Below are 21,720 nucleotides of genomic sequence, written 5' to 3' on the forward strand. Positions count from 1 at the left end.
TAACCTATAAAAGGTCGTTCACTGGCTTTTATGCTCGTCTTACTCAAAGCTACAGGCGCGATATTCTACGTGAAAACAAAGTAAACGGCAGGTCAAACAGAGTATCTTTGCAAATATTTTTTCACATTGGTGTCAAGCGGCTGAGAGGCGGCAAAAAAATCCCCCTGACCGCCCGTCACGCCGCGCTCTGTCAACATCTGCCATTCACTGCGTGAACGTACGCCTGCGGCAAATACTTGCGTTTGCGTTCCTTTGCACGCCTCCACCAGGCTTTGTACCAGCAGCTGGTTTTCCGTGCGCTTTTCGATATTCCTTACCAGACCTGGATGCAGCTTCAATAATTCGACATCCAGCTCTTTGATCCAGCTGGTGCTGACCAGGGTAAGACCCGCCTGTGTTACCGCCACGCGAGCCCCAAGCGCATTGATTAAACGCACAACCGAGCGCAACCGGCTGATGTGTTGACCTACATCTGCCTCTGCAAGTTCAAAAATAATGCGTTTGCGTTGCGATTTTTCGCATTGCATTAACGTGTCACGTAACCAACGCTGAAAACGCGGACGGATCAGCGATTCGACGGTCACCTGTAAAGCCAGATTTTCTTCAGGCCAGTACGATAAAAACGGAATGAGGCGGGTGATTTGCTGGCGGTCATACTCTTCGGACAATCCGAATTGCAGCACCATCGGCAAATACTCTGCGGAGATAACCTCCTCGGTCCCATCAAAAATACGGCACATCAGCTCACGATGATGGACATGACCATTTTTTATGACCGCCGGTTTTTGATAGATGCGCGGTCCACCCCGGCTCAGCATCTGTTCAATCAGGGTTCGCCAGCGTACGTTGCCGCGCCCTTTTTCCGGTAGCGTATCATCATAGACCGCCCAGCCGTTCGCCCCCTGCAATACGGCGTTGCGCGTGGCCGCTTCTGCATGTTCCATCACCTGCTCCGTCGACTGACCGCCGCGCCAGGCACAGATGCCCATATGCACCATGTCGTCGCGGTCGAGCATTTTGCTCTGGGGTAGCGCATCGACGGCTTTCAACAGCTGGCTGGCGATACTCTCGGACTCCTTTAAGGTGCGATGCGGCAGCAAGACGGCAAAGTCGCTGCGGTGGTAGCGTGCCAGTAACGCGCCGGGGTAGCGCATAATAAAGGTGGACAGCAGGTTAATCAGCGTGAAGAGGTTCTCTTCCGCCACGCGCTGGCCCCAGGTATCACGGAGCAGATCGAAGTCGGGCAGGCGAATCATCATTACCACGCCATGCGTCCCCACCTTTTCGGGATCATCAAGAAGCGTAGCCAGCTGATTATCAAAGAAGAGACGGTTGTTAAGGCCCGTTTTGTTATCCTGCGCGGCGTAGGAGCGAATCAACGTGTCCATACGGCTACGCTGATCGCTGGCAAACTGGATTTCGGAGAGCAGCACGTCCAGGGCGCTACTGGTACGTGATGGCCATTCATAAACCGATCCCCGTACCTGCGGACCCCGCTCGCCATTCAGTATTCGCACCGAGCGTGTTTCCAGCAGTTCCTGGCCGGAAAGTTGACGACGCTGCCAGCGAACGGCGAGGAAAATCAGCAGGACGATCAAGGCAACGGCGATGGTTAAGGGCGCGGTGGTCATGAGCGAGCGTAAATAGTTGCTCATCGGATCCTGGTACATCAGATGGATTGTCATACCCGGATGTTTAAGTGAGCGTACCGTTATGTCCCGATACTGATCTACCGTGCCGGCAGGACGGTAGCTGCCCTGACGGGTATGGCTGAAAACGGTCTGCTTCCCCTGTTTAATGTCGATCTGCACGATATCCACAGGCACCATTAACTCATCCAGTTCACGCGAAAGTGCCGGGAAGGAGGTTGTAATCAGGCGAGTGTCGATAACCGATGCAACCGATTCTACCCGGTTAACCAGCTTATCCTGGATGGCATTATAAAAGCTCAGCGAGCAGCCGATTAGCGTGACAAATATGGTCAGTCCCGTCAGCAAGGTGATAAAAGCTGAGAACTTCGTCGTTAATCGCATCCTTGAGATTACTCCGTGGGTTGAAGGGGTCGCAAGTGAGCGCTAACTTGCATTTCAAATGCGGCATACTACCAAACCTGGTGTATCTGGCAATTTATTGCGTTAAATCGGCACTGCGTTTCATTGAGCGAGTATAGTCTTCAGTACATATTTTCCCATCATCAATCCTAGTGAGGACCCTGTATGCAGGCTTTGATCTTAGAACAGCAGGACGGCAAAACCGTTGCCTCGGTGCAAGCCATTGACGAGAGCCGCCTGCCGGAGGGCGACGTGACCGTAGATATCGACTGGTCAAGCCTGAACTATAAAGATGCACTGGCCATTACGGGAAAAGGTAAAATCATCCGAAATTTCCCAATGGTGCCAGGCATCGACTTGGCTGGCCGCGTGCATACCAGTGAAGATCCGCGTTTTCACGCCGGACAGCAGGTGCTGCTCACCGGCTGGGGCGTAGGTGAAAACCACTGGGGAGGACTGGCAGCGCAGGCGCGCGTAAAAGGTGACTGGCTGGTCCCGATGCCGAAAGGCCTGGACGGCCGTAAGGCGATGATCGTCGGCACGGCAGGTTTCACCGCCATGCTCTGCGTGATGGCGCTGGAAGAGGCCGGGATCCGTCCTGACTCTGGCGAAATTGTCGTGACCGGCGCCAGCGGTGGCGTGGGCAGCACGGCCGTCACGCTGCTGCACAAGCTGGGGTACCAGGTCGCCGCCGTCTCTGGCCGCGAAAGTACGCATGATTATCTACGTCAGTTGGGCGCAAGCCGTATTCTGAGCCGCGACGAATTCGCCGAGACCCGTCCGCTGGAAAAACAGGTCTGGGCTGGCGCTGTAGATACCGTCGGCGACAAAGTGCTGGCGAAGGTACTGGCGCAAATGAATTACGGTGGCTGCGTGGCGGCCTGTGGTCTGGCGGGTGGTTTTGCCCTGCCGACGACGGTGATGCCATTTATTCTGCGTAACGTGCGTCTTCAGGGTGTCGATTCGGTCATGACCCCAGCCGAGCGGCGGGCTGAGGCCTGGGAACGTCTGGCGCGGGATCTGCCAGCCTCATTCTATGAGCAGAGCGCCACTGAGATTACCCTGAGCCAGGCGCCAGAGTACGCCAATAAAATCATGGACAACCAGTTCCACGGTCGTGCGCTGGTTAAAATCGCCTAATCTTCAAATTTTCGTGACATATTCGCGCTAACCCTCCTCCTCCGTCATGCTTAGAAAAACGCCTGACGGAGGATGCCATGAAAACCCGAAAACTGACGGAAGCAGACGTAACGTCCGAGTCTGTCTTTATGCTACAGCGTCGCCAGATCCTGAAAATGCTTGGCATCAGCGCCACTGCCCTGACGCTCCCCCCTGCGGCCCACGCCGATCTGCTCGACTGGTTTAAGGGCAACGACCGCCCGAAAGCCCCCTCTGGCGCACCGCTTAACTTCACGAAACCGGCGCAGTGGCAGAATAAACTGACGTTGACGCCGGAAGATAAAGTCACCGGCTATAACAACTTCTATGAGTTTGGGCTCGATAAGGCCGATCCTGCCGCCAACGCCGGGAGCATGAAAACCGATCCCTGGACGCTGAAGATTGATGGCGAAGTGGCAAAGCCGCTGACGCTGGATCATCATGACCTCACCACCCGCTTCCCACTTGAAGAACGCATTTACCGTATGCGCTGTGTGGAAGCCTGGTCGATGGTGGTGCCGTGGGTAGGTTTCCCTTTGCATAAACTGCTGGCGCTGGTTGAGCCCACCAGCAACGCGAAGTATGTTTCTTTCCAGACGCGCTATGCCCCGGACGAGATGCCAGGCCAGAAGGATCGGTTTATCGGCGGCGGGCTGGAGTATCCCTACGTTGAAGGTTTACGTCTCGACGAAGCCATGCATCCGCTTACGCTGCTCACCGTCGGGGTTTACGGCAAAGCGCTGCCGCCGCAAAACGGGGCGCCCATTCGCCTGACCGTACCGTGGAAATACGGTTTCAAGGGCATCAAATCGATCGTCAGCATTAAGCTCACCCGTGAACGCCCACCCACCACCTGGAACCTCGCAGCGCCAGATGAGTATGGTTTTTTTGCCAACGTTAACCCGCACGTTGATCATCCACGCTGGTCGCAAGCGACGGAACGTTTTATCGGTTCCGGCGGCGCGCTGGATGTTAAACGCCAGCCAACGCTGCTGTTTAACGGCTATGCAGATGAGGTGGCATCCCTCTATCGTGGGCTGAATTTACGGGAGAACTTCTAAGTGCGTTTAACGGCAAAGCAGATAACCTGGCTGAAGGTACTCCTGCATTTAGCCGGATTACTCCCCTTTATCTGGCTCTTTTGGGCAGCCAGCCAGGGACAGTTCAGTGCCGATCCGGCTAAAGATATTCAGCATTTTACGGGTCGGATGGCTCTGAAATTTTTGCTGGCGACCTTGCTCGTCTCACCGCTGGCGCGCTACGCTAAACAGCCATTGTTAATACGTACCCGTCGGCTTTTGGGGCTATGGTGTTTTGCCTGGGCGACGCTGCATCTCACCAGTTACGCCCTGCTGGAACTGGGCATTAACAACCTGGCACTCCTTGGCAGCGAACTGGTTACGCGTCCTTATCTGACGCTGGGTATCGTAAGCTGGCTGGTTTTACTGGCGCTGACGCTGACATCCACGCAGTACGCGCAGCGAAAAATGGGACGGCGCTGGCAACTGCTGCACAACTTCGTCTATCTTGTCGCGATCCTCGCGCCCATCCATTACCTGTGGTCGGTGAAGATATTATCTCCTCAGCCGGTCATCTACGCCCTGCTGGCATTGGCCCTTTTAGCATGGCGTTACAAGAAGTTCCGCCAGTGGGTACGATAGTCCACGAAACTGTGCGTTTTCCCGCAGATTATTTATCAGCCGCGAATCTTTTTCGGATAGCGGTTGATAATCTTCCCTGATAAGACCAGTATTTAGCTGCCAAATGCTACGAAATCGTTATAATGTGCGACTTCGGTTTTCTGGACAGGGGTTTTTGGCCTCTGAAAGGGTGACAATTGCGTGTTGAGGGTATATGTTGTTTTTTACCCGAAAATCGCAGGAGATAGCGGCACAATGGCTGACAAATTCCAAATTTTAGTATTGAACGGACCGAACCTGAACATGCTCGGCACCCGTGAGCCAGAGAAGTACGGCACGCTGACATTGAGCGAAATTGTTAACCGTCTGGGTACGGAAGCAGCCTCGCTGAATGTGGATTTGGACCATTTTCAGTCAAACGCGGAGTACGCAATCATCGACCGTATTCATCAGGCTAAAGACACTGTGGACTATATCCTGATCAATCCGGCCGCGTTTACGCACACCAGTGTTGCTATACGCGACGCACTGCTCGCGGTGAGTATCCCGTTTATCGAGATCCATCTGAGTAACGTGCACGCCCGAGAGCCGTTCCGCCACCATTCCTACTTGTCAGATATCGCCGCTGGCGTGATATGTGGGCTGGGTGCAGACGGCTATTCATACGCTTTACAGACAGCGGTAAAACGCTTGTCACAATCACACTAAACAAGAGTACGGAACCCACTCATGGATATTCGTAAGATTAAAAAACTGATCGAGCTGGTTGAAGAATCAGGCATCTCCGAACTGGAAATTTCTGAAGGCGAAGAGTCTGTACGCATCAGCCGTGCAGCCCCAGCCGCTAGCTTCCCGGTAATGCAGCAAGCTTATGCTGCGCCAGTGCAGCAGCCTGCGCTCTCCGCAGCCGTTGCACCAGCAGCAGAAGCCGCACCTGCAGCAGCTGCAGAAATCAGTGGTCACATCGTACGTTCCCCAATGGTTGGTACTTTCTACCGCACCCCGAGCCCGGACGCGAAAGCGTTCATCGAAGTGGGTCAGAAAGTCAACGTAGGCGATACCCTGTGCATCGTTGAAGCCATGAAAATGATGAACCAGATCGAAGCAGACAAATCAGGTACTGTGAAAGCGATTCTGGTCGAAAGTGGTCAGCCGGTAGAATTTGACGAGCCGCTGGTCGTCATCGAGTAACGAGGCGAACATGCTGGATAAAATTGTTATCGCCAACCGTGGCGAGATTGCACTGCGTATTCTTCGTGCCTGTAAAGAACTGGGCATCAAGACCGTGGCCGTGCACTCAAGCGCGGATCGCGATTTAAAACACGTATTGCTGGCGGATGAGACGGTCTGTATCGGTCCGGCTCCGTCCGTAAAAAGCTATCTGAACATCCCGGCGATCATCAGCGCCGCCGAAATCACTGGCGCGGTCGCGATTCACCCGGGTTATGGTTTCCTCTCTGAGAACGCCAACTTTGCTGAGCAGGTTGAACGCTCTGGCTTTATCTTCATTGGCCCGAAAGCCGACACCATTCGCCTGATGGGTGACAAAGTGTCTGCCATCACCGCGATGAAAAAAGCTGGCGTGCCAACCGTACCGGGCTCTGACGGCCCGCTGACCGACGATATGGATGCTAACCGCGCCCATGCTAAACGCATTGGCTACCCGGTGATCATCAAAGCGTCCGGCGGCGGCGGCGGTCGCGGTATGCGCGTTGTACGCAGCGATGCTGAACTGGCGCAGTCCATCTCCATGACCAAAGCGGAAGCGAAAGCGGCTTTCAGCAATGACATGGTGTACATGGAAAAATACCTGGAAAACCCACGCCACATCGAAATTCAGGTGCTGGCTGACGGTCAGGGCAACGCGATCTATCTGGCTGAACGTGACTGCTCCATGCAGCGTCGTCACCAGAAAGTCGTCGAAGAAGCGCCAGCGCCGGGCATTACGCCGGAACTGCGTCGCTACATCGGTGAGCGTTGCGCCAAAGCGTGTGTCGATATCGGCTATCGCGGGGCGGGTACCTTTGAGTTCCTGTTCGAAAACGGCGAGTTCTACTTCATTGAAATGAACACCCGTATTCAGGTTGAACACCCGGTTACCGAAATGATCACCGGCGTTGACCTGATCAAAGAACAGCTGCGTATCGCAGCCGGTCAGCCGCTGTCCATCAAACAGGAAGAAGTTGTGGTTAAAGGCCATGCGGTAGAGTGCCGTATCAACGCCGAAGACCCGAACACCTTCCTGCCAAGCCCGGGTAAAATCACGCGTTTCCACGCGCCGGGTGGCTTTGGTGTGCGCTGGGAGTCCCATATTTACGCCGGTTACACCGTACCGCCGTACTATGACTCAATGATCGGTAAGCTGATCTGCTACGGCGAAAACCGTGACGTGGCCATTGCCCGCATGAAGAACGCCCTTCAGGAGCTGATCATCGACGGGATCAAAACCAACGTAGATCTCCAGATGCGCATCATGAGCGACGAGCACTTCCAGAATGGTGGTACTAACATCCACTACCTGGAGAAAAAACTCGGTCTGAACGAGAAGTAAAAGACCAGTGTTGCTAAAAGGCCGGATTATCCGGCCTTTTTTATTTCTGGGGATCGCAAAGCCCCATCATGTACAATCCCCGCTTTCTTCATCCACAAGGGACAAAAAATGGACAAACGTTTTGTTCAGGCCCATAAAGAAGCGCGCTGGGCGCTGTGGCTGACCCTTCTCTATCTCGCTGCATGGTTAGTAACTGCTTACTTACCTGATTCAGCGATTGGCATTACCGGCCTCCCGCACTGGTTTGAAATGGCCTGCCTGCTGCTGCCGCTGGTGTTTATTGTGCTGTGCTGGGCGATGGTGAAATTCATCTATCGCGATATCTCCCTGGAGGACGATGATGCAGCTTGAAGTCATTCTGCCGCTTGTCGCTTACCTGTTCCTGGTGTTTGGCCTGTCGGTTTATGCGATGCGTAAACGTTCGACCGGCACCTTTCTGAACGAGTATTTCCTCGGGAGCCGCTCAATGGGTGGCGTCGTGCTGGCCATGACGCTGACCGCTACTTACATCAGCGCCAGCTCGTTTATCGGTGGCCCGGGCGCCGCTTATAAGTACGGACTGGGCTGGGTACTGCTGGCCATGATCCAGCTGCCTGCCATCTGGCTCTCTCTGGGCATACTGGGTAAAAAGTTTGCCATTCTGGCCCGTCGCTACAATGCCGTGACGCTGAACGATATGCTGTTTGCCCGCTATCAGAGTCGCTTGCTGGTATGGCTGGCAAGCCTGAGTCTGCTGGTGGCGTTTATTGGTGCGATGACGGTGCAGTTTATCGGCGGCGCACGTCTGCTGGAAACGGCAGCCGGGATCCCCTACGAGACGGGTCTGGTCATTTTCGGTGTGAGTATCGCGCTGTACACCGCGTTTGGCGGGTTCCGTGCCAGCGTTCTGAACGACACGATGCAGGGAATGGTGATGCTCATTGGCACTCTCGTTCTGCTGGTGGGTATCGTGCATGCCGCAGGGGGCCTGAGCCATGCGGTTGAAACCCTGGAAGCGATCGATCCGAAACTGGTCTCGCCGCAGGGGGCGGATGACATCCTCTCTCCAACCTTTATGACCTCGTTCTGGGTGCTGGTGTGCTTTGGCGTGATTGGCCTGCCGCATACCGCCGTGCGCTGCATCTCATATAAAGACAGCAAAGCGGTACACCGCGGGATTATTATCGGGACAATTGTGGTGGCAATCCTGATGTTTGGTATGCACCTGGCGGGCGCGCTGGGACGCGCGGTGATCCCTGACCTTACCGTACCGGATCTGGTCATTCCAACCCTGATGGTGAAAGTACTTCCGCCGTTTGCCGCCGGAATTTTCCTCGCCGCACCCATGGCGGCCATTATGTCGACCATCAACGCTCAGTTGCTGCAAAGTTCCGCTACGATCATTAAAGATCTCTATCTGAATTTGCGCCCTGAACAGGTCGAAAATGAGCGACGCCTCAAGCGCATGTCGGCGGTGATTACCCTGGTGCTGGGGGCGTTGCTGCTGCTGGCCGCGTGGCGTCCACCAGAGATGATCATCTGGTTGAACCTGCTCGCCTTTGGCGGGCTGGAAGCCGTTTTCCTGTGGCCGCTGGTGCTGGGGCTGTACTGGGAACGCGCGAATGCCGCGGGTGCATTAAGCGGCATGATTGTCGGGGGCGTCCTGTATGCCGTTCTCGCCACGTTGAAAATTCAGTATCTTGGCTTTCACCCGATCGTGCCTTCGTTACTGTTAAGTTTACTGGCGTTTGTGGTGGGTAACCGTTTTGGCCGTCCCGTTCCACCCGCCACCCTGATTTCTACTGATAAATAAAGAGTTTTGCCATGCCGTGGATCCAATTGAAACTGAACACAACCGGCGCGAACGCCGAAGAACTGAGTGATGCGCTGATGGAGGCCGGTTCGGTCTCTATCACGTTCCAGGACACGCATGACACGCCGGTCTTTGAGCCGCTACCAGGCGAAACGCGCCTGTGGGGTGATACGGACGTTATCGGCCTGTTCGATGCAGAAACCGACATGAAAGAGGTCGTGGCGATTCTGGAAAACCATCCGCTGCTGGGCGCGGGTTTCGCGCATAAAATCGAACAGCTGGAAGACAAAGACTGGGAACGCGAGTGGATGGACAACTTCCATCCAATGCAGTTTGGTCAGCGTCTGTGGATCTGCCCAAGCTGGCGCGACGTTCCCGATGAAAATGCGGTCAACGTAATGCTGGATCCGGGTCTGGCGTTCGGCACCGGTACCCACCCGACAACCTCCCTGTGCCTGCAATGGCTGGATGGCCTGGATCTGGAAGGCAAAACCGTGATCGACTTCGGTTGCGGATCCGGGATCCTCGCTATCGCGGCGCTGAAACTGGGCGCGGCAAAAGCCATCGGGATCGACATCGATCCGCAGGCGATTCAGGCCAGCCGTGATAACGCCGAGCGTAATGGCGTTTCCGATCGCCTTGAACTGTATCTGCCCGATGCACAGCCAGAGGCCATGAAAGCCGATGTGGTGGTCGCGAATATCCTGGCTGGCCCGTTACGCGAGCTGGCGCCGTTAATCAGCGTGCTGCCGGTTGAAGGCGGTCTGCTGGGCCTGTCCGGTATCCTTGCCAGCCAGGCAGACAGCGTCTGTGAAGCCTACGCCGATCTCTTTGCGCTCGACCCGGTTGTCGAGAAAGAAGAGTGGTGTCGCATCACCGGTCGTAAAAAATAAGCCTTTGGCGTGGTCGTCTGACCACGCCTTTTCCCTTCGGCTTTTTCTCCCCCCTTCATCCTTTCTTCGATAAAATAACCACACAAATCACAATGTTAATCATTGATTTGGATAATAAAATTCACAGGAAGAATACGATGAAACACATTTCAGGCAAGGCAGCGCTGCTGGCGCTGAGCGTGATTTCGGCTTCAACTTACGCCTCACACTGGAGCTATCAAGGAGAAGGCGCACCGGAACACTGGGGCGAACTGGACGAGGCGTACAAGACGTGTAAAAGCGGGATGTATCAGTCGCCGGTTAACATTGATAATACGGTCAAAGCTCACATCTCTCCGCTGGAAACGCACTATATCGACGGCCCGGTCACCCTGACAAACAACGGCCATACTATCCAGGCGAGTGAAAATGCCGATACACGCGACAGCATCACGCTTGATAAACAGACCTGGACATTACAGCAGTTCCATTTCCATGCGCCTTCCGAAAACACGGTGCACGGTAAAAAATACGCAATGGAAATGCATCTGGTCCATAAAAACGCTGACGGCGAACTGACGGTCGTTGCCGTTATGTTCGATCAGGGCGCGGCAAACGCTGCACTGGATAAACTCTGGGGCGTGATGCCAGGACAGGTTGACCAGAACGTTACAATTAAGCCAACCCTCGATATGAATAAATTACTGCCTGCGGATAAAACCTACTGGCGTTTTAGCGGCTCCCTGACCACGCCACCGTGCTCAGAAGGGGTGACGTGGTTGGTGCTCAAGCATCCGCTGACCGTCTCTGCTGAACAGCTGCAAAAATTCACTCACACTATGCACCACGAAAACAGCCGCCCGGTTCAGCCGCTTCATGGCCGTCTGGTTGTTGAATAAGCCGATTTTTTGCGCTGATATCCTGTGCTGAAATGCGACGCAGATCGCAAAGAAGCGCCATAATCTGCTGCATATCGCAGCAGATTATCCCGGCCAATTGATTCATTTATTCAGAAATGATGAGAAGTTACGGGAAATTGTAAGCGCCCACAAAATGTTCATTTCTTCATAACACAATGATTTAAATAGCGAATAATCTTATCCGAAAAGAATGACTGGCGATTCCTTGATCTACAACAGAGGATTGTTCAAAGTTTGGCCTTTCATCTCGTGCAAAAAATGCGTAATATACGCCGCCTTGCAGTCACAGTATGGTCATTTCTTAACTCATGCGCATCGGACACCACCAGCTTAGAAATCGCCTGATCGCAGCCCCAATGGCAGGTATTACCGACCGGCCGTTCAGGACGCTGTGCTACGAGATGGGAGCAGGATTAACCGTTTCCGAGATGATGTCGTCTAACCCGCAGGTTTGGGAAAGCGACAAGTCCCGCCTTCGGATGGTGCACGTGGATGAGCCAGGTATCCGCACCGTGCAAATTGCCGGAAGCGTGCCTGAAGAGATGGCAGATGCCGCGCGTATTAACGTGGAAAGTGGCGCCCAGATTATTGATATCAATATGGGTTGCCCGGCCAAAAAGGTGAATCGCAAGCTTGCAGGTTCAGCCCTTCTGCAATACCCCGACCAGGTGAAGTCAATCCTGACGGCGGTTGTCAGCGCAGTGGACGTTCCTGTTACGTTGAAGATTCGCACGGGTTGGTCGCCGGAACACCGTAACTGTGTAGAGATTGCCCAACTGGCCGAAGACTGTGGCATTCAGGCCCTGACCATTCATGGACGCACTCGCGCCTGTTTGTTCAACGGTGAAGCTGAATACGACAGCATTCGGGCAGTTAAGCAGAAAGTTTCCATTCCGATTATCGCGAATGGCGACATAACTGACCCGCTTAAAGCCAGAGCTGTGCTCGACTATACGGGAGCTGATGCTCTGATGATAGGACGTGCCGCTCAGGGAAGACCCTGGATCTTTCGGGAAATCCAGCATTATCTGGACACTGGGGAGCTGCTTGCCCCGCTGCCTCTGGCAGAGGTTAAGCGCTTGCTTTGTTCGCATGTTCGGGAACTGCATGACCACTACGGCCAGGCAAAAGGGTACCGAATTGCGCGTAAACACGTATCCTGGTATCTCCAGGAGCACGCTCCAAATGACCAGTTTCGGCGCACATTCAACGCCATTGAGGATGCCAGCGAACAGCTGGAGGCGTTGGAGGCATACTTCGAAAATCTTGCGTAATGAAATAAAGAGCTGACAGAACTATGTTCGAACAACGCGTAAATTCTGACGTACTGACCGTTTCTACCGTTAACTCTCAGGATCAGGTGACTCAAAAGCCCCTGCGTGACTCGGTTAAACAGGCACTGAAGAACTATTTTGCTCAACTGAACGGTCAGGATGTTAATGACCTGTATGAGCTGGTACTGGCTGAAGTTGAACAGCCACTGTTGGACATGGTGATGCAATACACCCGTGGTAATCAAACCCGCGCTGCCCTGATGATGGGCATCAACCGTGGTACCCTGCGTAAGAAATTGAAAAAATACGGCATGAACTGATACTAATCAGTTAAATGCTTGTTTAAAAAGGCGCTCTTCGGCATGGGGAAGCGCCTTTTTTATTGCCCGGATGAGCGACCGTCAACGCTTTGTAAACCTTCTCCTTCCCCACTTTTCAACGCCCGCTTTTCGTGTATATTTCCACCACCTTACAGGCTCTCTTTTCGCGGAATGACACATGATTCGTAAATACTGGTGGCTGGTCGTTTTTGCTGTCTCTGTTTTCATTTTCGATGCGCTGCTGATGCAGTGGATTGAACTGATGAGCACCGAAACCGATAAATGTCGCAATATGAATTCCGTGAACCCGCTAAAACTGGTCAACTGCTCAGAGCTGGACTAGCCTCTTCCATCCTGTACCCCTCTGTTATCACCCAATAAAAACAGGGGCTTAAATCACTTTTCGTCATTTCCTGACGATGATAATGTCTGTGCCCTTTCCAACCGCTCTTGCTTAACGTCTCACAACGAGTGAACAGACCATGCTGGTTAGCCAATACAACCAAATCCTCGTCGTCATCTCCTTTATTGTCGCCATTCTTGCCGCCTATACCGCGCTGAATATGGCTGCGCGCGTTGCCGGAAGCCAGGGCGTCGCTGCACGCGTCTGGCTGGCAGGTGGCGGTGTTTCGATGGGGATTGGCGTGTGGGCGATGCATTTCATCGGTATGCTGGCGATGGATCTTTCCATGAGCATGAGTTACAACGCGACCCTGACCGTGCTTTCGATGATTATCGCCATCAGCTCGTCAATGTTCGCCCTGTGGCTCGTTAGCGGCGAGCAGCTACATTTGCGCCGACTGCTGCCTGGCGCCGTCGTGATGGGTACAGGCATAGTTGCCATGCACTACACCGGTATGGCTGCCCTGGAGGTCACACCGGGTATTGTCTGGGATAAAACGTGGATGGCTATCTCTGTGGGCATAGCCCTTGCCGCTTCACTGGCCGCTCTTTGGCTGACGTTCCGTTTACGTCAGGAAGCTGCACGAATGGCGTTGATGCGTCTGGGGGCGGCGATCACCATGGGCATCGCTATCGCTGGCATGCATTACGCCGGCATGGAAGCAGCACAATTTCCGATGTCGACGATGGTCCATCATCATGGTATTAACGGGAGCTGGCTGGCGATACTGGTTAGCGTGGTCGCGCTCGCTATTCTGGGGATTACGCTGCTGGTATCGATGTTCGATGCCCGCCTTCAGGCTCGTACCTCGCTGCTGGCCTCATCACTGGCAGAAGCTAACCGTGAACTCGCTCAGCTGGCGTTGCATGATACGCTGACGCGCTTACCCAATCGTATTCTGCTTGAGGATCGCCTCGATCAGGCCATCAGCAAGGCCGATCGCGAAGGAAGCCCTTTCGCGCTGATGTTTATGGATCTTGATGGCTTTAAAACCGTCAACGATGCCTATGGTCATGATGTCGGTGACAAGCTTCTGGTTGCGGTGACTCAGCGTTTGCTGTTGCAGTTGAAAGGTCAGTACACGCTGGCGCGTATCGGTGGGGATGAATTCGTCCTGCTGGCCGAAACCACTACCCCGGATGATGCTGCCTCACTGGCAAATTCACTGGTACGCGTCATTGATAGCCCGTTCCATCTCGATCCTTACGAACTGATGGTCACCCTGAGCATTGGCATTGCGCTCTATCCACACGATGGCAAAACCGATCGTGAACTGATGTTTAACGCTGATGCTGCGATGTACCACACGAAACATATGGGTCGTAACGGTTATCACTTCTTTCAGCCGTCAATGAATACGCTGGCGCAGACGCATCTTCAGCTGATGAATGATCTGTGGCAGGCCATCGACCGTAATGAGTTACGTCTGCTTTATCAACCTAAATTCCACGCCCCTGCCGGGCCGGTCATCGGATTCGAAGCGCTGTTACGCTGGCAGCATCCCAAACAGGGATTACTGCCCCCCGACCTGTTTCTACCGCTTGCAGAGAAAACCGGGCTGATTATTCCAATTGGAAACTGGGTAATCGACGAGGCCTGCCGCCAGCTTCGAGAATGGCACCTTCAGGGCCACACGGACTGGTCAATGGCGGTGAATCTTTCCACGTTGCAGTTCGAACAGCCGTCGCTGGTTAAAACGGTTCTCGATTGTCTGACGCGCCATAGCGTACCGCCCGGCATGTTGATCCTGGAGGTGACCGAAACCACGGCGATGAGCAATCCGGACGAAAGCGTTCGTGTCCTGACAGCGCTGACGGATGCGGGCGTAAAAGCCTCGATAGACGATTTTGGTACAGGTTATTCAAGCCTTCTTTATCTTAAGCGACTCCCTGCCTGCGAGTTGAAAATCGATCGTGCTTTTGTAAAAGAGTTAAGTGGAGAGAGTGAAGATGCGACGATCGTCTCGGCGATTATCGCCCTGGCAAAAACGCTGAATCTGAAGGTCGTGGCAGAAGGGGTCGAAACCGCAGCGCAGCAGACCTTTCTGACAGAACTGGGATGCAATACGCTACAGGGTTATCTGCTGGGCAAACCGATTACCGCGCAGGCTATTATGGAACAGTGCCAGCACGGGGAGATGTCACCATCCCGTATGCAATCATGAGGCTGTATCGTAGAACACTGGCGCCACTCGAGTGATATTTAGTGTCGCAAGAATATTATCCACCAGCGCCGGCGCCTGTTTGTACAGATTAAAACTGTTGCTATCCATTAACCAGTTTTTAATGACTCCGCTAAAAAATGCGTGGAAAACAATCAGCGCCAGTTCAATATTAGTTTGGGAAGAAATAATGCTACGCGCAACGCATTGTCTCAACGTCCTGCGAAGATAAGTATCGTTTAAACCGATCCGCTTGCGTATTTCACATTCTGAAATCACATCGTCATGAAATTCACACTTATGATACAGAATTTGTAAAAGAGCATACTGACGTGGCTCGCTCGCAATATATTGCAGCGCGACAATAAACTGTTCACGAAGCATTAACAAAGGGTCATCTTTTTCAGAAAGTATTAACCTGTCACGAATCATTTCACGCAGCGGCAATTGCTGTTCCCAGATGGCGTTGAATATTTCCGCTTTACTCGAAAAATGCCAGTAAACCGCCCCGCGAGTAAGATGTGCAGCATCGGCGATGTCGGTAAGCGTGGTATTAGCCACGCCACGTGTCGCGAATAGCCCGATAGCGGCTTCAATCAGCTGCTGCCGGGTCTTTTGAGCCTCTTCTTTCTTTTTACGCGCCATAGCCTGCTACTCATTACTTATACGGTTGATACGACATCAAACGTTATTAAAGGGTCGTGTAAGTCAAAGTATTCACCATAACCCGTTTTAGTTTTGCACAAAAAAAGTCAATTCATTTAATTTATAATTCATACGAATAAATTGAGCAAATCAAATTCATTAAATAAATAGTTTGTATTTACTCATAAGTATTCCGTTGATTATCCTGACAGAAGCCGGATTTCGAATACACTGGTTCAGAATCTGATTTTGCTTTTTATTGCCTCCATCAGCACTTATAAATTAAAAAACCTTGAATACCCTCATTATTATACGCAGCTACATTTCTTTTTTTGCCTCACACCCTTTCACCGACTTATGGCATATATCGGTTCAAGGGTAGTTTAAGGAACAGTAATGACGAATCACTTCAGACGCTTACCCTTATCCGGTTTCATTGTCTGTGCTGCACTGCTCGCCGGGTGCGATGGGCAAGAAAACCCACAGCAGCATGGGCAAGCTCCTCAGGTCAGTGTTCATATTGTCAAAAGCGCGCCACTGGCCGTAACGACGGAATTGCCAGGCAGAACTGATGCTTATCGTGTAGCGGAGGTTCGTCCCCAGGTAAGTGGTATCATTCTGCACCGTAATTTTACCGAAGGCAGCGACGTCAAAGCGGGTGAATCACTTTATCAGATCGATCCGGCCACCTATCAGGCAGCCTACGACAATGCGAAAGGTGAACTGGTAAAAGCGCAGGCGGCGGCAAACATAGCCCATCTGACGGTAAAACGTTACCTTCCGCTGGTCGGTACGCAATATGTGAGCAAGCAGGAGTATGATCAGGCGGTGGCAACCGCCCAGCAGGCGGATGCAAGCGTCGTTGCCGCGAAAGCTGGCGTTGAGAGCGCGCGGATCAATCTTGCTTATACGAAAGTCACATCGCCAATCAACGGGCGCATTGGCAAATCCAGCGTCACTGAAGGGGCGTTAGTCACTAATGGTCAGTCAACCGCACTGGCGACAGTTCAGCAGCTCGATCCCATTTATGTCGATGTAACGCAATCCAGCAGCGATTTTATGCGTCTGAAGCAGCAGACGAGCCTGCAAAAGGGAGACACCAGCAGCGTTGAGTTGCTGATGGAAAATGGCCAGCCTTATCCGCTGAAAGGAACGCTCCAGTTCTCTGATGTCACGGTAGATGAAAGTACCGGCTCAATCACCCTTCGCGCTCTCTTCCCTAACCCTCAGCATATGCTGTTACCGGGTATGTTTGTCCGTGCACGCATTGACGAAGGCACACAGCCTGATGCCATCCTTGTTCCCCAGCAGGGGGTAACCCGTACACCTCGCGGTGATGCAACCGTGCTTGTGGTAAACGATAAAAACCAGGTGGAATCTCGCACTGTCGTTGCACCGCAGGCGATTGGCGATCGGTGGTTGATCACGGAAGGTCTGAAAAATGGCGACCGCGTCATTATCAGCGGCCTGCAAAAAGTTCGCCCTGGCGTCACCGCCGTGGCTATTCCTGATACCGCCGCGACTCCAGCCAGTTAAGGGATAACGAGATGGCTAATTTCTTTATTCAACGGCCTGTTTTCGCCTGGGTGCTCTCCATCATTCTGATGATTGCGGGCGGGCTGGCCATTTTAAAACTGCCGGTGGCGCAATATCCAACCATTGCGCCGCCAGCAGTTGCGGTGACAGCGACCTACCCTGGCGCTGATGCCCAGACGGTCCAGGATACCGTGACGCAGGTTATCGAACAGAACATGAACGGAATCGACAATCTGATGTACATGTCGTCCACCAGTGATTCTGCCGGTAACGTCACCATCACCCTGACGTTCGAGTCGGGTACGGATCCTGACATCGCGCAGGTGCAGGTTCAGAACAAACTCCAGCTCGCTATGCCGCTGCTACCGCAAGAAGTACAGCAACAGGGGATCGGCGTGGAAAAATCCAGCAGCAGCTTCCTGCTGGTCGCGGGATTTGTGTCGGATAATAAAAACCTCACTCAGGATGATATCTCCGACTATGTCGCTTCTAACGTAAAAGATGCGATCAGCCGTACTTCCGGCGTCGGTGATGTGCAGCTGTTCGGTGCGCAGTATGCAATGCGCATCTGGCTGGACAGCAACGCGATGAATAAATATCAGCTCACGCCGTTGGATGTCATTAACCAACTGAAAACGCAGAACGACCAGATTGCTGCGGGCCAGTTGGGAGGTACGCCGTCCGTACCAGGGCAGCAACTGAACGCCTCAATTATTGCTCAAACGCGCCTGAAATCGCCGGAGGAGTTTGGCCGTGTGACGCTGAAGGTGAACCAGGACGGTTCAATGGTCCACCTGAAAGATGTGGCCCGCATTGAGCTGGGTGGCGAAAACTACAACATGGTCACCAAAATCAATGGCCAGGCAGCAACGGGGCTCGGGATCAAGCTGGCGACTGGCGCAAACGCGCTGGATACCGCTGCCGCCATTAAGAGTAAACTGGCGCAGTTGCAGCCCTTCTTCCCTCAGGGCCTGAAAGTCGTTTATCCGTACGACACCACACCTTTCGTGAAGATCTCAATCCATGAAGTGGTGAAGACGCTGTTTGAAGCGATCGTTCTCGTGTTCCTGGTGATGTACTTGTTCCTGCAAAACCTGCGGGCGACCCTTATTCCGACTATTGCCGTGCCCGTGGTGCTACTGGGTACCTTCGCGGTACTGGCTGCGTTTGGTTTCTCCATTAACACCCTGACGATGTTCGGGATGGTATTGGCGATAGGTTTGCTCGTCGATGATGCCATCGTGGTGGTTGAGAACGTAGAACGCGTCATGGTTGAGGACAAGCTGCCGCCAAAAGAGGCGACCCAGAAGTCGATGGAGCAAATCCAGGGCGCTCTGGTGGGCATTGCCATGGTGCTTTCAGCGGTGTTTATTCCGATGGCATTTTTTGGAGGTTCAACCGGGGCTATCTATCGTCAGTTCTCGCTGACCATTGTCTCCGCGATGGCCTTATCGGTGCTGGTGGCGTTGATATTAACGCCTGCTTTATGTGCAACGCTGCTCAAACCGGTTTCCAGCGACCATCATGAAAAGAAAGGTGGATTCTTCGGCTGGTTTAACGCGCTTTTTGATAAGAGCGTGGAGCACTACAGCAACAGCGTGAGCGGCATTTTACGTAAGACCGGACGCTATCTGCTGGTTTACGTCATCATCGTCGGCGGCATGGCAGTACTGTTCCTGCGCCTGCCTTCCTCCTTCCTGCCGGAAGAGGATCAGGGGGTGTTTATGACGATGGTTCAGCTGCCGGCAGGGGCGACGCAGATGCGTACCCAGCAGGTACTCGATCAGGTTCAGGACTATTATCTGACGAAAGAGAAAGCGAACGTTGAATCGGTCTTTACCGTAAACGGATTTAGCTTTAGCGGGCAGGGGCAGAACTCCGGTATCGCTTTCGTCAGCCTGAAGCCATGGGAAGAACGCCCGGGCAAGGAAAACGGCGTTGAGGCGATTGTCAGCCGCGCAACGAAAGCGTTTAGCCAGATCAAAGATGGTCTTGTATTTCCGTTTAACCTCCCTGCCATTATTGAACTGGGTACCGCAACAGGCTTTGACTTTGAACTGATTGACCAGGCAAACCTGGGACATACGCAGCTCACGCAGGCACGTAACCAACTGCTTGGCATGGTAAGGGAACATCCTGACTTACTGGTCCGCGTGCGTCCTAACGGACTGGAAGATACGCCACAGTACAAACTGGATGTCGACCAGGAGAAGGCCCAGGCGCTGGGTGTGAGCATATCTGATGTCAATCAGACCATCTCAACAGCATTGGGTGGCACTTATGTGAACGACTTTATCGATCATGGACGCGTGAAAAAAGTTTATGTCCAGGCTGATGCTCGCTTCCGTATGTTACCAGGAGATATTAACGACCTGTATGTGCGTAGTGCTAACGGCGAAATGGTGCCTTTCTCTGCCTTTAGCAGCTCTCACTGGGTGTACGGCTCACCTCGTCTGGAACGTTACAATGGGATGCCATCAATGGAGATCCTCGGTGAGTCTGCGCCAGGCAAAAGTACCGGTGAGGCAATGGAGATGATGGAAAGCCTTGCGTCGAAACTGCCTTCCGGAATTGGCTACGACTGGACGGGGATGTCTTATCAGGAACGTCTTTCCGGAAATCAGGCTCCAGCACTGTATGCCATTTCACTGATTGTGGTGTTCCTGTGTCTGGCGGCTCTCTATGAAAGCTGGTCAATTCCATTCTCGGTCATGCTGGTTGTGCCCCTGGGGGTGATCGGCGCGCTTCTGGCTGCATCAATACGTGGGCTGAACAATGACGTTTACTTCCAGGTTGGTCTGCTTACGACAATTGGTTTATCAGCCAAAAACGCCATACTGATCGTTGAGTTCGCCAAGGATCTTATGGATAAAGAAGGCAAAGGGATTATTGAAGCCACACTGGAAGCCTCACGTATGCGTCTGCGCCCTATCCTGATGACCTCTCTGGCATTTATCCTTGGTGTTATGCCTCTGGTCATCAGTAGTGGCGCAGGTAGTGGGGCACAAAACGCTGTCGGGACGGGCGTGATGGGCGGGATGCTGTCAGCCACTCTGCTGGCCATTTTCTTTGTTCCTGTTTTCTTCGTTGTTGTCCGGAGACGGTTTACAAAGCATAAGGATTAATGAAAATCATAAAGGCACCTCTGGTGCCTTTTTTATTTCCTGTCAGCATTCTAATAAAAAGACATCTCTTCACATTTCCTACATAAATAATCAACGCCCCTCTTTTTTCTCCATGATTTTTACAATCCACACAATTTGAGATTATTCCCCGTGCTGTATGGTATTAGTGCGGTGGTAAAATAATCATCAATTCGTAAATTGCCGCATCGGCTCTTAAGCGAATAAGCGATCATATTGAGGTAACATCATGAAAAGATTCCTTTCCGTTGCACTTCTCGCTGCGCTGCTTGCTGGTTGCGCGCACGACTCTCCCTGTGTACCGGTATACGACGATCAGGGGCGACTGGTTCACACCAATACCTGTATGAAGGGGACTACCCAGGATAACTGGGAAACAGCAGGTGCGATTGCCGGTGGCGCCGCAGCAATAGCTGGCCTGACTCTCGGTATTGTCGCCCTGACTAAATAATACTTTTAAAAGCGCGGCCATCGCCGCGCTTTTATTTTATCTAATCAAAGGGATGTATATTTCCCCTCTCAGATATCATCAGATAAATTTTAGATTCAGTATCCTGTTTTTTTATAGCCCTATTTCCTTACCTATACAACCTCAGTCTGAATCACTGAATTGATTTAACGCTGCTGCGAGTAAGCATTATGCATTCCGTGAATTCATTTATAGCTGGGTTAAGACGCTTTAATACGTCAGTAAGGTATTAACGGCACTCGTTGGAATATCTGATAAGTAAATTGGTTTAGCTGAGGGCATAACGCAAAAAGGCCATCCTTTCGGATGGCCTTTCTACTTGTTTGATGTCTGGCAGTTCCCTACTCTCACATGGGGAGACCCCACACTACCATCGGCGCTACGGCGTTTCACTTCTGAGTTCGGCATGGGGTCAGGTGGGACCACCGCGCTAAAGCCGCCAGACAAATTCTTTTACTTCTTGCCGAACTTTAACCTAAGTATAAAGTGGTGCTGATACCCAGAGTCGAACTGGGGACCTCACCCTTACCAAGGGTGCGCTCTACCAACTGAGCCATATCAGCACGCTAAATTTGATGCCTGGCAGTTCCCTACTCTCACATGGGGAGACCCCACACTACCATCGGCGCTACGGCGTTTCACTTCTGAGTTCGGCATGGGGTCAGGTGGGACCACCGCGCTAAAGCCGCCAGGCAAATTCTGTTAATCTGTATCAGCTGAAAATCGTGTCTGTCTCTTCGCCGAAACAGCTTCGGCGTTGTAAGGTTAAGCCTCACGGTTCATTA

General features: G+C 52.8%; 19 protein-coding genes, 1 tRNA gene and 2 rRNA genes. 17 read left to right on the forward strand and 5 right to left on the reverse strand.

The window, feature by feature from the left end; translation table 11 throughout:
• Positions 1 to 92: 92 nt before the first annotated feature.
• Positions 93 to 2,033, reverse strand: a complete 1,941-nt coding sequence (gene csrD, locus ACOT0L_RS15690) for an RNase E specificity factor CsrD (RefSeq protein ID WP_022649564.1) — start codon at positions 2,031 to 2,033, stop codon at positions 93 to 95.
• A 183-nt stretch (positions 2,034 to 2,216) separates the two neighbouring features.
• On the opposite strand from csrD, the gene ACOT0L_RS15695 reads away from it, so the two are divergent.
• From ACOT0L_RS15695 to ACOT0L_RS15760, 14 genes are all read left to right on the forward strand, one after another.
• Positions 2,217 to 3,191, forward strand: coding sequence for an MDR family oxidoreductase (locus ACOT0L_RS15695; RefSeq protein ID WP_023298743.1), 975 nt, complete (start codon positions 2,217 to 2,219; stop codon positions 3,189 to 3,191).
• 77 nt (positions 3,192 to 3,268) lie between these two features.
• Positions 3,269 to 4,270: a protein-methionine-sulfoxide reductase catalytic subunit MsrP gene (gene msrP, locus ACOT0L_RS15700; RefSeq protein WP_045309168.1), complete on the forward strand. Its 1,002-nt coding sequence runs from the start codon at positions 3,269 to 3,271 to the stop codon at positions 4,268 to 4,270.
• On the forward strand, positions 4,271 to 4,870 hold the full coding sequence (msrQ, locus tag ACOT0L_RS15705; RefSeq protein ID WP_022649567.1) for a protein-methionine-sulfoxide reductase heme-binding subunit MsrQ: 600 nt from the start codon (positions 4,271 to 4,273) through the stop codon (positions 4,868 to 4,870). It begins immediately after the preceding gene.
• Positions 4,871 to 5,104: 234 nt separating this feature from the next.
• A complete protein-coding gene (gene aroQ, locus ACOT0L_RS15710) occupies positions 5,105 to 5,557 on the forward strand; it encodes a type II 3-dehydroquinate dehydratase (RefSeq protein ID WP_022649568.1) in 453 nt (150 codons plus the stop codon).
• A 21-nt stretch (positions 5,558 to 5,578) separates the two neighbouring features.
• Entirely contained in the window at positions 5,579 to 6,040 is a 462-nt protein-coding gene (gene accB / locus ACOT0L_RS15715; RefSeq protein ID WP_010436174.1) for an acetyl-CoA carboxylase biotin carboxyl carrier protein, read from the forward strand.
• Positions 6,041 to 6,050: 10 nt separating this feature from the next.
• Complete coding sequence (gene accC, locus ACOT0L_RS15720; protein ID WP_003860388.1) at positions 6,051 to 7,400, forward strand: acetyl-CoA carboxylase biotin carboxylase subunit; 1,350 nt, start codon at positions 6,051 to 6,053, stop codon at positions 7,398 to 7,400.
• Between the two features lie 108 nt (positions 7,401 to 7,508).
• Positions 7,509 to 7,751, forward strand: a complete 243-nt coding sequence (locus tag ACOT0L_RS15725) for a YhdT family protein (RefSeq protein ID WP_022649569.1) — start codon at positions 7,509 to 7,511, stop codon at positions 7,749 to 7,751.
• Positions 7,741 to 9,192, forward strand: a complete 1,452-nt coding sequence (gene panF / locus ACOT0L_RS15730; protein WP_022649570.1) for a sodium/pantothenate symporter — start codon at positions 7,741 to 7,743, stop codon at positions 9,190 to 9,192. The genes ACOT0L_RS15725 and panF overlap by 11 nt, the downstream gene beginning before the upstream one ends.
• 11 nt (positions 9,193 to 9,203) lie before the next feature.
• Positions 9,204 to 10,085 carry a 50S ribosomal protein L11 methyltransferase gene (gene prmA / locus ACOT0L_RS15735; protein WP_022649571.1) on the forward strand — a complete coding sequence of 294 codons (882 nt, stop codon included), beginning with the start codon at positions 9,204 to 9,206 and terminating at the stop codon, positions 10,083 to 10,085.
• Between the two features lie 137 nt (positions 10,086 to 10,222).
• Positions 10,223 to 10,963 (forward strand): carbonic anhydrase, encoded by a 741-nt coding sequence (locus ACOT0L_RS15740; RefSeq protein WP_023298748.1) that lies wholly within the window; start codon positions 10,223 to 10,225, stop codon positions 10,961 to 10,963.
• A 329-nt stretch (positions 10,964 to 11,292) separates the two neighbouring features.
• Complete coding sequence (gene dusB, locus ACOT0L_RS15745) at positions 11,293 to 12,258, forward strand: tRNA dihydrouridine synthase DusB (RefSeq protein ID WP_006812176.1); 966 nt, start codon at positions 11,293 to 11,295, stop codon at positions 12,256 to 12,258.
• A 23-nt stretch (positions 12,259 to 12,281) separates the two neighbouring features.
• Positions 12,282 to 12,578: a DNA-binding transcriptional regulator Fis gene (fis, locus tag ACOT0L_RS15750; RefSeq protein WP_000462905.1), complete on the forward strand. Its 297-nt coding sequence runs from the start codon at positions 12,282 to 12,284 to the stop codon at positions 12,576 to 12,578.
• A gap of 178 nt (positions 12,579 to 12,756) precedes the next feature.
• A complete protein-coding gene (locus ACOT0L_RS15755) occupies positions 12,757 to 12,921 on the forward strand; it encodes a DUF2556 family protein (protein WP_003860373.1) in 165 nt (54 codons plus the stop codon).
• Positions 12,922 to 13,060: 139 nt separating this feature from the next.
• Entirely contained in the window at positions 13,061 to 15,145 is a 2,085-nt protein-coding gene (locus ACOT0L_RS15760; RefSeq protein WP_032626463.1) for a putative bifunctional diguanylate cyclase/phosphodiesterase, read from the forward strand.
• On the opposite strand, the gene envR is transcribed toward ACOT0L_RS15760, so the two are convergent.
• Positions 15,140 to 15,787 carry an acrEF/envCD operon transcriptional regulator gene (gene envR / locus ACOT0L_RS15765; RefSeq protein WP_126503503.1) on the reverse strand — a complete coding sequence of 216 codons (648 nt, stop codon included), beginning with the start codon at positions 15,785 to 15,787 and terminating at the stop codon, positions 15,140 to 15,142. The two genes, ACOT0L_RS15760 and envR, sit on opposite strands and share 6 nt — an antisense overlap.
• Positions 15,788 to 16,183: 396 nt before the next feature.
• On the opposite strand from envR, the gene ACOT0L_RS15770 reads away from it, so the two are divergent.
• The 3 genes from ACOT0L_RS15770 to ACOT0L_RS15780 all read left to right on the forward strand — a co-directional run bounded on the left by ACOT0L_RS15770 (position 16,184) and on the right by ACOT0L_RS15780 (position 20,917).
• Positions 16,184 to 17,323 carry an efflux RND transporter periplasmic adaptor subunit gene (locus tag ACOT0L_RS15770; protein ID WP_022649575.1) on the forward strand — a complete coding sequence of 380 codons (1,140 nt, stop codon included), beginning with the start codon at positions 16,184 to 16,186 and terminating at the stop codon, positions 17,321 to 17,323.
• An 11-nt stretch (positions 17,324 to 17,334) separates the two neighbouring features.
• Positions 17,335 to 20,448 (forward strand): efflux RND transporter permease subunit, encoded by a 3,114-nt coding sequence (locus tag ACOT0L_RS15775; protein ID WP_022649576.1) that lies wholly within the window; start codon positions 17,335 to 17,337, stop codon positions 20,446 to 20,448.
• Between the two features lie 247 nt (positions 20,449 to 20,695).
• Entirely contained in the window at positions 20,696 to 20,917 is a 222-nt protein-coding gene (locus ACOT0L_RS15780) for a lipoprotein (RefSeq protein ID WP_003860364.1), read from the forward strand.
• 346 nt (positions 20,918 to 21,263) lie between these two features.
• On the opposite strand, the gene rrf (ACOT0L_RS15785) is transcribed toward ACOT0L_RS15780, so the two are convergent.
• The 3 genes from rrf (ACOT0L_RS15785) to rrf (ACOT0L_RS15795) form a co-directional block, all read right to left on the reverse strand.
• Positions 21,264 to 21,379 (reverse strand): 5S ribosomal RNA (gene rrf / locus ACOT0L_RS15785).
• Positions 21,380 to 21,422: 43 nt separating this feature from the next.
• Positions 21,423 to 21,498: transfer RNA gene (locus ACOT0L_RS15790), tRNA-Thr, on the reverse strand.
• A 14-nt stretch (positions 21,499 to 21,512) separates the two neighbouring features.
• Positions 21,513 to 21,628 (reverse strand): 5S ribosomal RNA (gene rrf / locus ACOT0L_RS15795).
• Positions 21,629 to 21,720: the final 92 nt, after the last annotated feature.

The sequence above is a fragment of the Enterobacter cloacae complex sp. XAL002 genome (genome assembly GCF_049236805.1).
Classification (GTDB): Bacteria; Pseudomonadota; Gammaproteobacteria; order Enterobacterales; family Enterobacteriaceae; genus Enterobacter; species Enterobacter intestinihominis.

What these genes read in the sequence shown, in the direction of transcription:
- csrD (WP_022649564.1), bottom strand. Translation starts at nt 2,033, where the DNA reads ATGCGATTAACGACGAAGTTCTCAGCTTTTATCACCTTGCTGACGGGA.
- ACOT0L_RS15695 (WP_023298743.1), top strand. Translation starts at nt 2,217, where the DNA reads ATGCAGGCTTTGATCTTAGAACAGCAGGACGGCAAAACCGTTGCCTCG.
- msrP (WP_045309168.1), top strand. Translation starts at nt 3,269, where the DNA reads ATGAAAACCCGAAAACTGACGGAAGCAGACGTAACGTCCGAGTCTGTC.
- aroQ (WP_022649568.1), top strand. Translation starts at nt 5,105, where the DNA reads ATGGCTGACAAATTCCAAATTTTAGTATTGAACGGACCGAACCTGAAC.
- accB (WP_010436174.1), top strand. Translation starts at nt 5,579, where the DNA reads ATGGATATTCGTAAGATTAAAAAACTGATCGAGCTGGTTGAAGAATCA.
- accC (WP_003860388.1), top strand. Translation starts at nt 6,051, where the DNA reads ATGCTGGATAAAATTGTTATCGCCAACCGTGGCGAGATTGCACTGCGT.
- ACOT0L_RS15725 (WP_022649569.1), top strand. Translation starts at nt 7,509, where the DNA reads ATGGACAAACGTTTTGTTCAGGCCCATAAAGAAGCGCGCTGGGCGCTG.
- panF (WP_022649570.1), top strand. Translation starts at nt 7,741, where the DNA reads ATGCAGCTTGAAGTCATTCTGCCGCTTGTCGCTTACCTGTTCCTGGTG.
- prmA (WP_022649571.1), top strand. Translation starts at nt 9,204, where the DNA reads ATGCCGTGGATCCAATTGAAACTGAACACAACCGGCGCGAACGCCGAA.
- ACOT0L_RS15740 (WP_023298748.1), top strand. Translation starts at nt 10,223, where the DNA reads ATGAAACACATTTCAGGCAAGGCAGCGCTGCTGGCGCTGAGCGTGATT.
- dusB (WP_006812176.1), top strand. Translation starts at nt 11,293, where the DNA reads ATGCGCATCGGACACCACCAGCTTAGAAATCGCCTGATCGCAGCCCCA.
- fis (WP_000462905.1), top strand. Translation starts at nt 12,282, where the DNA reads ATGTTCGAACAACGCGTAAATTCTGACGTACTGACCGTTTCTACCGTT.
- ACOT0L_RS15755 (WP_003860373.1), top strand. Translation starts at nt 12,757, where the DNA reads ATGATTCGTAAATACTGGTGGCTGGTCGTTTTTGCTGTCTCTGTTTTC.
- ACOT0L_RS15760 (WP_032626463.1), top strand. Translation starts at nt 13,061, where the DNA reads ATGCTGGTTAGCCAATACAACCAAATCCTCGTCGTCATCTCCTTTATT.
- envR (WP_126503503.1), bottom strand. Translation starts at nt 15,787, where the DNA reads ATGGCGCGTAAAAAGAAAGAAGAGGCTCAAAAGACCCGGCAGCAGCTG.
- ACOT0L_RS15770 (WP_022649575.1), top strand. Translation starts at nt 16,184, where the DNA reads ATGACGAATCACTTCAGACGCTTACCCTTATCCGGTTTCATTGTCTGT.
- ACOT0L_RS15775 (WP_022649576.1), top strand. Translation starts at nt 17,335, where the DNA reads ATGGCTAATTTCTTTATTCAACGGCCTGTTTTCGCCTGGGTGCTCTCC.
- ACOT0L_RS15780 (WP_003860364.1), top strand. Translation starts at nt 20,696, where the DNA reads ATGAAAAGATTCCTTTCCGTTGCACTTCTCGCTGCGCTGCTTGCTGGT.